This is a genomic window from Dietzia sp. IN118, assembly GCF_032905965.1.
Taxonomy (GTDB): domain Bacteria; phylum Actinomycetota; class Actinomycetes; order Mycobacteriales; family Mycobacteriaceae; genus Dietzia; species Dietzia kunjamensis.
The window spans coordinates 651,740-663,857 of the sequence record NZ_JAUMSR010000001.1; the positions used below are offsets into that span (position 1 = coordinate 651,740).

Genomic DNA, 12,118 nt, shown 5'->3' on the forward strand with positions numbered 1-12,118 from the left:
GCCCCTCGCTGCGGGCGACCGCGCGGCCTAGAATTCGCTGGAGAAGGCGAGGTGCCCGCGATGACTCTTCAGAACCGGACGGCGTCACGGAGATCCGTGTCCGAGGACACCGCGGAGCGTGCCCTGCGGGATCTCGACGACCGACACTTCACCGAGGTCATGCTGCGGGAATTGAGGCGGCGCAGGACGTTCGCCAGGGTGGCCGACCAGGTCGACGGAGCCCTCCGGGCAGCGCGCTTCCCGATAGGGGATCCGTTCCGGCCGCCCGCCGACCCCGCCGCTGCCGCCCGTCGGAAGATGATCGCCTCCGCAGTGCACAGCGCCGTGCTGCAGGTACCCCACGCCTGCTCCACCGAGGCATGCGAGATCCTCATCGAGCGGGGCGTGGTCCCCGGCTCCACACCCGCAGATGCGCTGCGGACCTTCGCGAGGGACGGCCGGCTCATCGTGCTCCGCGGCGACCGACGCTGGGTCTACCCGCGGTTCCAGCTCGACCACTTCGACCCGCGCGACCCGGACAACATCGTCGCCATGATCAACCGGATGCTCGACGCCGGCCACTACCCCGAGGCCGCCACCGCGTGGTGGACAGCGCCGGCCGACTCGCTGCCGGACCGCCGCTCACCCATGGGGTTGCTCGGACAGGACCACGCCACCCTGCGGGAACTCGCGGCCATGTACGCGGCCGCGGCTGAGCTCTGATCGGTGAGGCCGCGCGGGCACACGTCCGCGGCGGAGGTGGCTCCGAATCCCTCCTGATCGCCGGCCTGGCCACTCGCCTAACCCCCGGCGGTCAGGCGGCAGCGCTCGCGGCCGCCGCGTACGTTGGGCCACACCTACACGCCCCCGACCGAGGAGATTCCCGAATGTCCGATGCGCTCTACACCGTCGAAGCCCTCTCCACCGGCGGAGGCCGGGACGGGCACGTCGCCACCGCCGACAAGGCCGTGGACCTGGAGATGGCCCCGCCGAAGGAACTCGGCGGCTCGGGCGAGGGCAACAATCCCGAGCAGCTGTTCGCCGCCGGGTTCGCCGCCTGCTTCCACTCCGCCCTGCAGAGCGCGGCGCGGGCGAAGAAGGTCACGATCAACGGCTCGTCCGTGGGCGCGCGGGTGTCACTGGTGCGCTCGGGCGAGGAGAGCATCGACATCGCCGTGGACCTCGAGGTCATCATCCCCGACGTCGAGGCCGAGCAGGCCGACGAACTCGCGAAGCTGGCCCACGAGCTGTGCCCGTACTCCCGGGCCACGCGGGGCAACATCGAGGTGACCGTCTCGGTCGGCGAGGACTGAGGCCCGGCCCCGACAGTGCGCCGCTCGGGGCGTGGGCTAGGTGAACGGGCTACGAGAGCGTGCGATCCGTCAGCCACCAGGTCACGGCGCGGTTCACCGGCTCGCGCGTGGACCCGTCGCCCAGGCGGGGCACGTCGAACCACACCCGTAGGGGCGGCCCACCGATCGCGGGCACGTCCACGAACTCCAGCGAACGCTGCCTCGAGTCGAAGTCCCACCTGTTGATGGTCGAACACGAGATGACCGGCACGAAACCCGTCGCACAGATCACCTCGGCGCGCGGCTCGAGCGGGGTCAGGACCCTCGTCCCCGGGATCGCCGGATTCCAGAACGCGGGGTCCTCCGGCCCCAGCACGTCGCTGACGATCTGCGGCATCCCGCGGGGTATCGGAGGGGCCGCGGCGGGAGTTCCCACGGCGTCCGGATCGGCGGCAGCGGTGGCGGAGCCGAGCGCGCTCACCGCGCCGATCAGGGCGACCGCGAGGCCGAGACTCCGACACGCGAAGTGGGGCAGGGGCACGGCAACTCCTGGGTCGGTGAGAGTGAGAACCCACGCTAGCAGCGGGATCGCGCGACCGGTTCGGCCTTCCACGAGCCGGCGGCGGTTCGCTGAGGGGCTGACTTCGTCGTCGTCGTCGTTCAGGCCGTCGCCTACAGGCCGTCGCGATCGACGCCCGCTCGGCCCCGACCTCGGTAGAAGAACGATGATGGCCGAACTCGGGGCCCGTTCGCTGATAGCGTTTGTTCAGCTGACCGAATCCCCCTTCGGTCCGAGCAGACTCAGGGATCAGCAGGTATGCGCCACAGACTGACCAGATCGACCATCTCCATACTCGCCGGGGTCTGCGTCCTCGCCACCGCCGCGTGCGGTTCCGACGACGCCACGGCGGAGTCGCCCGAGGTGAGAACAGTGAACCCGACCGAGCCGCTCCCGCCCGCCTCGACGATCGCGGGGTCACAGCCCTTCCTGGCCGTCGACATCGTGCAGGGCCGACAGGCCCGCCCCGTCGACCTGCAGGTCGACGGCGGCGACGACGGGGTATCGGTGACCTTCCGCGAGATCACGATCGAGCCGGGGGCGAGCACCGGCGAACACTGCCACCACGGATCCCTGATCGCCGTCGTCAAGCAAGGCGAACTCACGCACTACTCCGATCGCCACCCCGGCGGCTCCCGCATCTACCGCGTCGGGGACTCGAACATCGAGGAAGCGGGCTCGATCTACGAGAGCCGGAATCACGGGACGGAGGACGTGGTTCTCATGGCGACCTACGTGACCCCGGTCGGGCACGAGCTCCTCGAGAACGACCTGAGCAAGTGCACGGCGTGAGGGGCCAGCCCGTCTGCTGAGGGGCCAGCGGGGGTTAGCTGAGAGGTCAGCGGGGGAGCTGCCCGTCATCGATCTTGATGACGGTGCCGGTGACCGCCTCCGACGCGTCGGACACCAGGTAGAGCAGCGTCGAATCGATCTGCTCGGGCTGGCCGAGACGCTTGCGCGCGAGACCGGGCGCGATGTCGCCGACGCGGGCGAGCATGCCGTCGGTCATCTCCGAGGCGAAGACCCCCGGGGCGATCGCGTTGACGTTGATGAACGTGCGCGACCACTCCACGGCCAGGGCCTCCGTCATCCGACTGACCGCGGCCTTGGTGGTGGAGTAGAGCGCTGCTCCGTTGCCGTCGTACTGGTAGGCGCTCATCGACGTGATGTTGACGATCCGCCCCGGCACCCCGGCCTCGATCAGGCGGCGGGCGACGCCGGTCGCCATGAGCCACGGGCCGCGGACATTGGTGTCCAGCACGGCGTCCACCAGCTCCAACGTCATCTTGTGCGCACGCTGCGCGTCCGGAATGCCGGCGTTGTTGACGAGGATCTGCGGGAGGCCGATCTGCTCGGTGACTTCGGTGAGGCAGTCCTCGATGGAGGCGGGGTCGGTGACGTCGAGCCGGACGCCGTGCGCCTTGCCGCCGCTCCGGCCGATGGACTCGACGACCTCCCGGATCCGCTCGGTGCGCCGCCCGGTGACGACGACAGTCGCGCCCGCGCCTGCGAGCACGTGGGCGAACCTGGCGCCCAGTCCGGCGGTCGATCCGGTGACGATCGCGACGCGACCCGTGAGGTCATCAGCAGGCATGGGGGGTCCTATCGGTTGTGGGGCCCGAGAGCGGCCGGGGTCAGGAGAAGAGGTCGGGCAGGCCGTCGGACACGCGGTCCGGGAACTCCGGCTCCTTCTTGGCGAGGAACGCGGTGACGCCGGCGCGCACGTCCGCCGACTTACCACGGGTGTAGATGCCGATCGACTCGGCGCGGTGGGCCACCTCGGGATCGGACGCGCCGAGCATGCGCCACAGCAGCTGGCGGGTCAGCGCGGTCGACACGGGCGACGTCCCCCGCGTCATCTCGCGCGCGACCTCGATGGCGCGCGGTAGAACCTCATCGGCCGGGAGCACCTCGCTCACCAGCCCTCGCTCCAGGGCCTCGGCGGCGAGGATCGTCTTGCCGCCCACAGCCCATTCGATCGCGGTGGAGATGCCCACGATGCGGGGCAGAAACCACGTCGAGCACGCCTCCGGCACCAGACCCCGGCGCGTGAACACGAACCCGAACTTGGCGGTGTCCGCGGCGATGCGTACGTCCGTCGGCAGGGTCATGGTCACCCCGACCCCCGCGGCCGACCCGTTGATCGCCGAGATGACCGGCTTGGTCATGCGGAAGATGCGCAGCGCGACCTGACCGCCGGTGTCCGGCGGGGCCTCGCCGGTGTCGGCATCGGGATCAGCCGCGAACGTGTCGCCCCCGCCGGAGATGTCCGCTCCCGCGCAGAACGCCCGGCCCGTGCCGGTGAGGACCACAGCACGCACATCGTCGTCCGCATCGCAGTTGTCCAACGCGGTGATGATGTCCGTCAGGTTCTCGTAGGTCGCCGCGTTGAGCCTGGCCGGGCGGTTGAGTCGGATCACGGCGATCTCGCCGTGGCGATCGAGGATGACCTCGGGCTGGTCGGGCGGGTTCTCGGAAGCCTGATCCGGCGAAGGCTGCATGATGTCGGACGTTACCTGCGCCGAGCAGCGGCGCCGGCCGGATCGACCACATCTCGTCGCGGGCGGTGTGGGCCGGTTCGGCTCTCCCTGCAGCTGCGAGGCGTCGGCAGGTGCTTACCTCGTCGTCGTCGTGGTCGTTGTCGTCGAGACCTCCGGTGCTGATGCGGCTCCGCCGCGAAGAGTGTTCCGCGCACCTGCCTCTCGCAGAACGTGCGCGGAACACTCTTCGCGACGGTGGGCTGGGGGCGTGGGGCGGGTCGCGGGGCGTGGGATCAGAGCATCTGCCGGAGCATGTACGGCAGGATGCCGCCGTGCTCGTAGTACGCCTCCTCCGCCGGGGTGTCGATGCGGACCTTCGCCGTGAACTCGACCGCCGAGTCGCCCTCACCGGCCCGGACCGTCACCTCCTCCGGAACGCTGTCCCGGCCCTCGAGCCCTGTGATGGAGAACAATTCGTCGCCCTTGAGACCGAGACTCTCGGCGGACTCGCCCTCGGGGAACTGCAAGGGCAGGACGCCCATCCCGATGAGGTTGGAGCGGTGGATCCGCTCGTACGACTGCGCGATCACCGCCCGGACCCCGAGCAGCGACGTGCCCTTGGCCGCCCAGTCCCGCGACGACCCGGACCCGTACTCGGCGCCGGCGATCACCACCAACGGCACTCCCTCCTCGGCGTAGCGGTTCGAGGCGTCATAGATGCTGGTCTGCTCACCACTCGGGAAGTGGGTGGTGACCCCGCCCTCGGTGCCGGGCGCCAACAGATTCCGGAGCCGGACGTTGGCGAACGTGCCACGGATCATCACCTCGTGATTGCCGCGCCTCGACCCGTACGAGTTGAAGTCAGCCGGCTCGACCCCCTGCTGCTGGAGGTACTCGCCAGCGGGCGAACTGGGCTTGATCGCCCCGGCCGGTGAGATGTGGTCCGTGGTCACCGAATCGCCCAGCATCGCCAGGACGCGGGCGTCGGTGATGTCCTGCATCGGCTCGGGCTCCACCGCCATGCCGTCGAAGTACGGCGGCCGGCGGATGTAGGTGGAGTCCCCGGTCCAGTCGAACTTGTCACCCCCCGGCACGTCCATGCCGCGCCAGTTGTCGTCCCCGTCGAAGACGTCGGCGTAACCCTTGGTGAACATGTCTGCCTCGAGATTGGCGTCCACGACCTCCTTGATCTCCGCCGAGCTGGGCCACACATCACGGAGGTAGACCGGCTCGCCATCAGAGCCCGTTCCGAGCGGGTCCTCAAGAAGGTTCTTGCGCATCGTCCCGGCCAGCGCATAGGCGATGACCAGCGGCGGGGACGCCAGGAAGTTCATCTTGACCTCGGGGTGGATGCGGCCCTCGAAGTTGCGGTTGCCCGACAGGACCGCGGCGACGTTGAGGTCCTTGTCATTGACCGCCTTGCTCACCGCCGGGGTCAGCGGCCCGGAGTTGCCGATACACGTCGTGCAGCCGTAGCCGACCAGATCGAACCCGAGCTCCTCCAGGTAAGGGGTGAGGCCGGACCGGTCGTAGTAGTCGGTGACGACCCGAGACCCGGGGGCCAACGTCGTCTTGACCCACGGCTTGGGCTTCAGACCACGCTCCACGGCCTTCTTGGCCAGCAGCGCCGCTCCGATCATCACCGAGGGGTTGGACGTGTTGGTGCACGAGGTGATCGCCGCGATGACCACGTCCGCGTGGTCGAAGATCACCGGCGACTCGTCGCCGTCGATCATGATCTCCGCCGGATCGCTCGGCCACCCGAGCTCGGCGTTGGCGGTCAGCTGCTCCTCGGAGTAGTGGCGGGGAGGCTCGTTCTTCGCCGTAGTGGAACCGGGGGAGACCGGGTCGCTGGCGGGGAAGGAGTCCGCCGAGGCGTCATCCAGACTCCCGTCGTCCTTCTCCGACCGGTTCTTCTCCTCATCGAGATTGCCGAGCACCACGGCCGGCGCATCGCCCAGCGCAATGCGGTCCTGCGGCCGCTTGGGCCCGGCGATCGACGGGACCACCGTCCCTAGGTCCAGCTCGATGACCTCGCTGTACTCGGCCGGGTTGTCCGGGTCGTGCCACAGGCCCTGCTCCTTGGCGTAGACCTCGACCAGCTCGATCTGCTGTTCCGACCGACCCGTCAGCCGCAGGTAGTCCAGCGTCTCGTCGTCTACCGGGAAGATGGCGCACGTCGAGCCGAACTCGGGGCTCATGTTGCCCAGTGTCGCCCGGTTGGCCAGCGGGACCGCGGCGACACCGGGGCCGAAGAACTCCACGAACTTGCCCACGACGCCGGTCTGGCGCAGCAGCTCCGCGACTGTGAGGACGAGATCGGTTGCCGTGGTGCCCTCCCGCAACTCGCCGGTCAGCTTGAGCCCGATGACCTGCGGGATCAGCATGCTCATCGGCTGGCCGAGCAACGCGGCCTCCGCCTCGATGCCGCCGACGCCCCAGCCCAGCACGCCGAGACCGTTGACCATCGGCGTGTGGGAGTCGGTACCGACGAGCGTGTCCGGGTAGGCCTGGGTCATACCGTCGGTCCCCTCGCGCGTGAAGACGACCCGGGACAGGTATTCGAGGTTGACCTGGTGGCAGATGCCGGTGTTCGGCGGGACCACCACGAAGTCGGCGAACGACTCCTGCGCCCACCGGAGCAGCTGGTAGCGCTCCTGGTTGCGGCCGAACTCCAGCTCGGCATTGACCTCGAACGCATCCGGGCGGCCGAATACGTCCGCGATGATCGAGTGGTCGATCACGAGCTCGCCGGGGATGAGCGGATTGATCTTCTTGGGGTCGCCGCCGAGGTCGGTGATGGCATCGCGCATCGCGACCAGATCCACCACGCACGGCACCCCGGTGAAGTCCTGCATCAGCACCCGGGCGGGCGTGTACTGGATCTCCCGCTCCGGCGGGGACTGGGGAGTCCACTCCCGCAGTGCCTCGACCTGCTCGGCCGTCACCACTCGGCCGTCCTCGTTGCGCAGAAGATTCTCCAGCAGGACCCTGAGGCTGTAGGGGAGCGGGACCGCGGTGGAGACCTGATCGAGTCGGTAGACCTCGTAGTCCACGCCCCCGACTGCCAGCGAATCCCTCGAACCGAAACTGTTGACACTCATGACCGGCCCTTTCGTAGAGGTGCCGGTGCGGCCCGTGCTAGTGACGAGGATCACCGGCGTTGTTGCCGACCCTACTCCCGAAAACCGGAAGTTATAAGGCGTCACGCGTACCCGGGCTGGGGCTCGAGAGGGTCCCGCGCACCCGCTTCTCGCGGGGTGTGCGCGGGACGCTCTTCGGCAACGGTCAGCGTGGTGTCGCGGCGGGGGAGTCCTCTGACACGCCGCGCGTCCGCCCGCGACGGAACAGCGGCTCGAGCTGCGCGTCCTCCTCGGCGGTGGCGATGCGGAACGGAGGCTCGGCCGGTGTCGGCGGGCTCTGGCGCTCGTGACCACGCGTGGCCCGCAGGCTCGCCACGACCGACACGGTGAGGATGGTCGCGATCACGGCCAGCGAGATGGGGGTCGGAATGTAGAAGACGTCGATCTTGAGCAGCATCTTCGCGCCGACCCACATCAGCACCAGTGCCAGCCCGATCTTGAGGTAGACGAACCGGTGGACCAGATCCGCCAGCAGGAAGTACATCGCGCGCAGGCCCAGGATCGCGAACGCGTTGGCCGTGAAGACCAGGAACACCTCGTCGGTGACCGCGAAGATGGCGGGAATGGAGTCGACGGCGAAGACCACATCGGTCGTCTCGACCAGCACCAGCACAGCCAACAGGGGAGTGGCCATGATCAGCCCGCCCTTACGGACCAGCAGCCGCTGACCGTGGAACGTGTCCGTCATGGGCACCAGCCGGCGGAAGGCCGCGAGAATGCGGGACTGGTCCGGGTTGAGGTGCTCGTCGCGCTGGCGGATCATGCGAAAGCCCGTGTACAGCAGGAATGCGGAGAAAATGTACAGGATCCAGGAGAAGTTCTGGATGAGCAGCGCGCCGCCGGCGATGAAGATGCCGCGGAATACCAGCGCGCCCAAGACGCCGAGGAACAGGACCCGGTGCTGGAACTGGGCGGGCACCGCGAAGTGGGCGAAGATGATCGCCCAGACGAAGACATTGTCCACTGCCAGGGACTTCTCTATGAGATACCCGGCGAAGTACTGCTGGCCTAAGTCCGCGCCCCAGACCGCCCAGACGATCGCGCCGAAGCCGACGCCGAGGGCGATCCAGACGGCAGACCACACCGCGGCTTCCCTGACGCCGATGACATGTGCTTTGCGGTGGGCGACGAGGTCGATGGCCAGCATCACGACGATGAAGGCGATGACCGCGAGCCAGAGCCAGAGAGGGGTGTGCATTATCGGGGACCTTTCGATCAGTGGGTGATCGAAGGTCTCTCCCGGCCTGGTCGGCCCGCGCCGCCGGGCCCGAGGGCCGGAATGACGACGACGCGTGTGAGGGATACTCCCCTTCTGGTGCTGCAAGGTTAGCGGCACCGGCAGGGCGGCGCAACGGCGGATTCGTCACCTTGGCTGCACCCCTTGCCGGTTCGGCACGCTCCGCGCCCGGCTCAGGCGCGGAGCGCAGGGTCAGGCGACCTCGTCGTCGTCTCCCACCGCTTCGCCGTCGCCGTCGTCGGCGGGGAGCTCGATGGCCTGCTCGGCAACGTCGGCCGGATTTGCCTCGCGGAAGGGGTCCTCGACGGTCACCTCGGGCTCGTACTCCTCGGGTGCGGTGACTGAATCCGGGCCCGGGGTGTACTCGTCCGGGTCGATACGGTCCTCGGCGATCATCTCGTCCTCCTCCTGGCGCAGGGGCGTGTGCCTCCACCTCTAGCAGCCTCCCGCGAGCGGCGCCAGGGGCGGCGGCAACGAAAGATCGTCTCGCTGGCATCGTCCCGGGTCGAGAGCCTGTTGTGGTCGATGCTTCGGGGGGATCTTGCGGCGTGGAGGGGGCCTGTTGCGACGAGTCCACCTTGCTGGTTGAGGGCTTCTGCGCCAGTCAAGAGGGCTGGGCCTCGGGTGGCGAAATGTCCTGATTCAACCCTTGCGTACTCGAATGTGTGTGCGTACTGTAGAACACAGATTCGATACCGGGTAGGCGGCGCACGGGCAGGGGGTGGGGCACATGGGCGGTAACGCAGACGCCGCGGCCGGTGGCCCCTCCTCGTCTGGTGGCGGCGCCGGTTCCGCGGCGCCCGTGTCGCTGTCGGGGTTGCGGGCGGCGGCGCGTGAGGGGTGGATGGGCGAGAATCGTGCGGCGGCGCGCCGGTTCGTGGCCTGTTACGAGTTGTTTGTCGAATGCCAGCGCCGGGAGGAGTCCGGGGCGGGCGGCGGTGAGTGTCGGCCCGGTCATGTCGTGCTCGATCCGATCGATGTCGCGGCCGGGTACGTGGTGTCGGCGATGGCGATCTCGACGGGCCGGGCCGAACGGATGATCACCTTCGCCCTCGATCTGCACCTGCGGTATCCGGCGATCCTGTCCGCGATGGCGCAGGGGCGGCTGGATCTGCAGGCTGCGAATATCCTGGCCTCGCAGATGGCCACCGTCCACGTCGATGTGCTCGAGGCGGTGCAGCGGCAGGTCGTCGAGGAGTATCTCGCCGCGATCGAGGGCGGGGTGCGCCTTGGTGAGAAAGCCATCCGCGGCAACGTCGATGCGATCATCGCCCGCTACGACGCGAACGGGATCCGCCTGCGCCGTCAGGAAGCGGCCCGCACCCGCGGGGTGCGGTTCCATAAGGGCGTCGATGGCATGTCCAGCGTCTCGGCGATCCTGGCCACCGAGGAAGCGGCCGTCCTGGCCGAGGCCCTCGACCAGCGCGTGAAAGACCACAAGTACGCCGACGCCCAAGCCGCCGCCAACACCCAAGCCGAGACCGACACCGCGGGCGCTGGGACTGGCGGCGCGACCACTGGCCACGGCACTGGCGCTGATGAGGTCGAGGACTACTCGATCGCCGAGCGTCGCGCCGACGCCCTGATGTCCCTGGTGTGCGGCGATCCCGGCCTAGCCGGCACCCCGGCCCGCCCCGGCCGGCCCGGCGCGCCGGGTGCCGGGGTGGCGTTGCGGCCGAAGGTCACCGTCATCGCCACCGGCAACACCGCCCGCGACGCCGGCGGCGCCCGAGTGGAGTTCACCCGCACCGGCCAGGCCGCCCTGCAGGCCCTGCTCGACATGCTCGCCACCAGCGACGGAGCCACCTTCGAACCCATCGACCCGCGCATCGGGGCCGCCGATGACGCCCGCACCGCCCTGAAATACCGGCCCGGTGCCCAGTTGGCCCGCCGGATCCGGCTGCGCGATGGCACCTGTCGCCACCCCGGCTGTGCGATCCCGGCCGAGGCCTGTGATCTGGATCATGTGGTGCCGTTCGATCACGCCGACCCCCAGCGGGGCGGGCACACCATCGAGGGCAACCTCGCGGCGATGTGCCGGCGCCATCACCGGTTCAAGACCTTCTCCGACTGGATCTACGACCTGCAGCCCGACGGCACCCTGACCGTGCGCACCCCGGACGGTTCGACCATGCTCACCCGACCCTCCGGCCCACTGGCCGAGTACCGGCGTGAACAGGCCCGCGCCGAGACCGAGGCGTGGACCCGGCAGCAACGCCGCAGCCCCGGGCCCACCGGTGACGAGAAGGCCGACGCGGAGCCGACGTTCTGGTCGCGCCGCGCGGCCCGCCACCGCACCGAACGCCGCAACGCCGAACGCGCCCGCACCTTTGACCCCACCCCACCCGCCCCCGGCACCGGGACGGGCACCGGGAACGGCACGAGCACAGGCGGCGCCGGTTCCAGCGCCGCCGCGGCCGAGGACGCCACGCCCGAGAAAGCCACCCCCGCCAGCGCCACCCACGAGAGCGCCAGCCGCTGGTGGGCCCGCAACAAACCCCACCACAGCGACATCGAAAAAGGCATCCGCGCCCTACTCCACGAACGCCTCGACGAACTCATCGACCCACCACCGTTCTGACCTGACCGCGCAGTTTGCGGCGCAGTAGCTGGGTGCCGGGCCCTCACCCCTCCAGTCGAGTCACCACGCCGCGGTCGCCGTCCACTCGTACGCGGTCGCCGGTGCGCAGCGTTCGGGTGGCGTCGATGGTGTTGACCACGCATGGCAGGCCGTACTCGCGGGCGACCACCGCGCCGTGAGAGACAGAACTGCCGATATCAGTGACCAGCGCCGCGATCACCGTGAAATACGGAGTCCAGCCCACGTCCGTCACGGGCGCGACCAGGATCTCACCGGGCTGCACCTCCCGGGCATCGACGATCGACCGGGCCACCCGCACCACGCCCGCCACCGTTCCGCGGCTCGCCGGACGGCCCACGATCTCGCCGCCCGCAGCCTCGCGGGGCGGCCGGGCGATCAACGCAGTCGGCCGACCCACCGACACGTCCGGGAACTCGAGCGCGTCCTGGAACGCCAGCGCCTTCGGACGCTCGACAGCCTGTGCGACCAACTCCTCCGGGGAGGCCGACACGCTGCCGTCCGAGCCGTGACTCGCGAGCCCGCCGGTCACCGGGCCCGGCGCGCCGACGATCCGCGCCAGCTCGGGCCGGTCGAAGAAGAACACCAGATCCGCATCGGGCAGCCGCCCGGACGCCGAGAGCACCTCGCCCAGATGCCGATAACCGCGCTTCAAGGAGTGCGCCATCAGCGCCATCCTGGACTTGGTCTCCTCGCGGCCCCGCGCACCGGCCCGGGCCCACCGCGCAAGCTGGCGGATCACGGGTGACTCCGGCTCCGGGACCTCCGCGGTCTCGGACGCCCGCCCACCCCGCTCGAGCGTGGACCGCACCATGACCTGCATGATCGC

Annotated in this window: 11 protein-coding genes; 4 read left to right on the forward strand and 7 right to left on the reverse strand. The window is 69.5% G+C overall.

The window, feature by feature from the left end; all coding sequences use genetic code 11:
• The first annotated feature begins 96 nt into the window (after positions 1–96).
• Both Q2K20_RS03180 and Q2K20_RS03185 read left to right on the forward strand, forming a co-directional pair.
• Positions 97–702, forward strand: coding sequence for a hypothetical protein (locus tag Q2K20_RS03180; RefSeq protein ID WP_069390464.1), 606 nt, complete (start codon positions 97–99; stop codon positions 700–702).
• A 164-nt stretch (positions 703–866) separates the two neighbouring features.
• Positions 867–1,292: an organic hydroperoxide resistance protein gene (locus Q2K20_RS03185; protein WP_069390463.1), complete on the forward strand. Its 426-nt coding sequence runs from the start codon at positions 867–869 to the stop codon at positions 1,290–1,292.
• A 49-nt stretch (positions 1,293–1,341) separates the two neighbouring features.
• On the opposite strand, the gene Q2K20_RS03190 is transcribed toward Q2K20_RS03185, so the two are convergent.
• The gene (locus Q2K20_RS03190) at positions 1,342–1,812 is read right to left on the reverse strand and encodes a hypothetical protein (RefSeq protein ID WP_069390462.1); all 471 of its coding nucleotides are present in this window, start codon (positions 1,810–1,812) and stop codon (positions 1,342–1,344) included.
• Between the two features lie 276 nt (positions 1,813–2,088).
• On the opposite strand from Q2K20_RS03190, the gene Q2K20_RS03195 reads away from it, so the two are divergent.
• A complete protein-coding gene (locus tag Q2K20_RS03195; RefSeq protein WP_069390461.1) occupies positions 2,089–2,622 on the forward strand; it encodes a cupin domain-containing protein in 534 nt (177 codons plus the stop codon).
• Between the two features lie 46 nt (positions 2,623–2,668).
• Here the strand turns inward: Q2K20_RS03195 and Q2K20_RS03200 are convergent, their stop codons facing one another.
• The 5 genes from Q2K20_RS03200 to Q2K20_RS03220 form a co-directional block, all read right to left on the reverse strand.
• The gene (locus tag Q2K20_RS03200) at positions 2,669–3,424 is read right to left on the reverse strand and encodes an SDR family NAD(P)-dependent oxidoreductase (protein WP_069390460.1); all 756 of its coding nucleotides are present in this window, start codon (positions 3,422–3,424) and stop codon (positions 2,669–2,671) included.
• Between the two features lie 40 nt (positions 3,425–3,464).
• A complete protein-coding gene (locus tag Q2K20_RS03205; protein ID WP_069390459.1) occupies positions 3,465–4,331 on the reverse strand; it encodes an enoyl-CoA hydratase-related protein in 867 nt (288 codons plus the stop codon).
• A 272-nt stretch (positions 4,332–4,603) separates the two neighbouring features.
• Complete coding sequence (locus tag Q2K20_RS03210) at positions 4,604–7,414, reverse strand: aconitate hydratase (protein WP_132063120.1); 2,811 nt, start codon at positions 7,412–7,414, stop codon at positions 4,604–4,606.
• A gap of 184 nt (positions 7,415–7,598) precedes the next feature.
• Positions 7,599–8,651: a TerC family protein gene (locus Q2K20_RS03215; protein WP_132063119.1), complete on the reverse strand. Its 1,053-nt coding sequence runs from the start codon at positions 8,649–8,651 to the stop codon at positions 7,599–7,601.
• Positions 8,652–8,882: 231 nt separating this feature from the next.
• Positions 8,883–9,086 carry a hypothetical protein gene (locus tag Q2K20_RS03220; protein ID WP_067716139.1) on the reverse strand — a complete coding sequence of 68 codons (204 nt, stop codon included), beginning with the start codon at positions 9,084–9,086 and terminating at the stop codon, positions 8,883–8,885.
• Between the two features lie 334 nt (positions 9,087–9,420).
• Here Q2K20_RS03220 and Q2K20_RS03225 point away from each other — a divergent pair, with 334 nt between their 5' ends.
• Positions 9,421–11,271 (forward strand): HNH endonuclease signature motif containing protein, encoded by a 1,851-nt coding sequence (locus Q2K20_RS03225; protein ID WP_317176684.1) that lies wholly within the window; start codon positions 9,421–9,423, stop codon positions 11,269–11,271.
• A gap of 43 nt (positions 11,272–11,314) precedes the next feature.
• Here the strand turns inward: Q2K20_RS03225 and Q2K20_RS03230 are convergent.
• Positions 11,315–12,118, reverse strand: an 804-nt coding sequence (locus Q2K20_RS03230) for a PEP-utilizing enzyme (RefSeq protein ID WP_317176685.1), incomplete at its 5' end; no start/stop codon positions are given.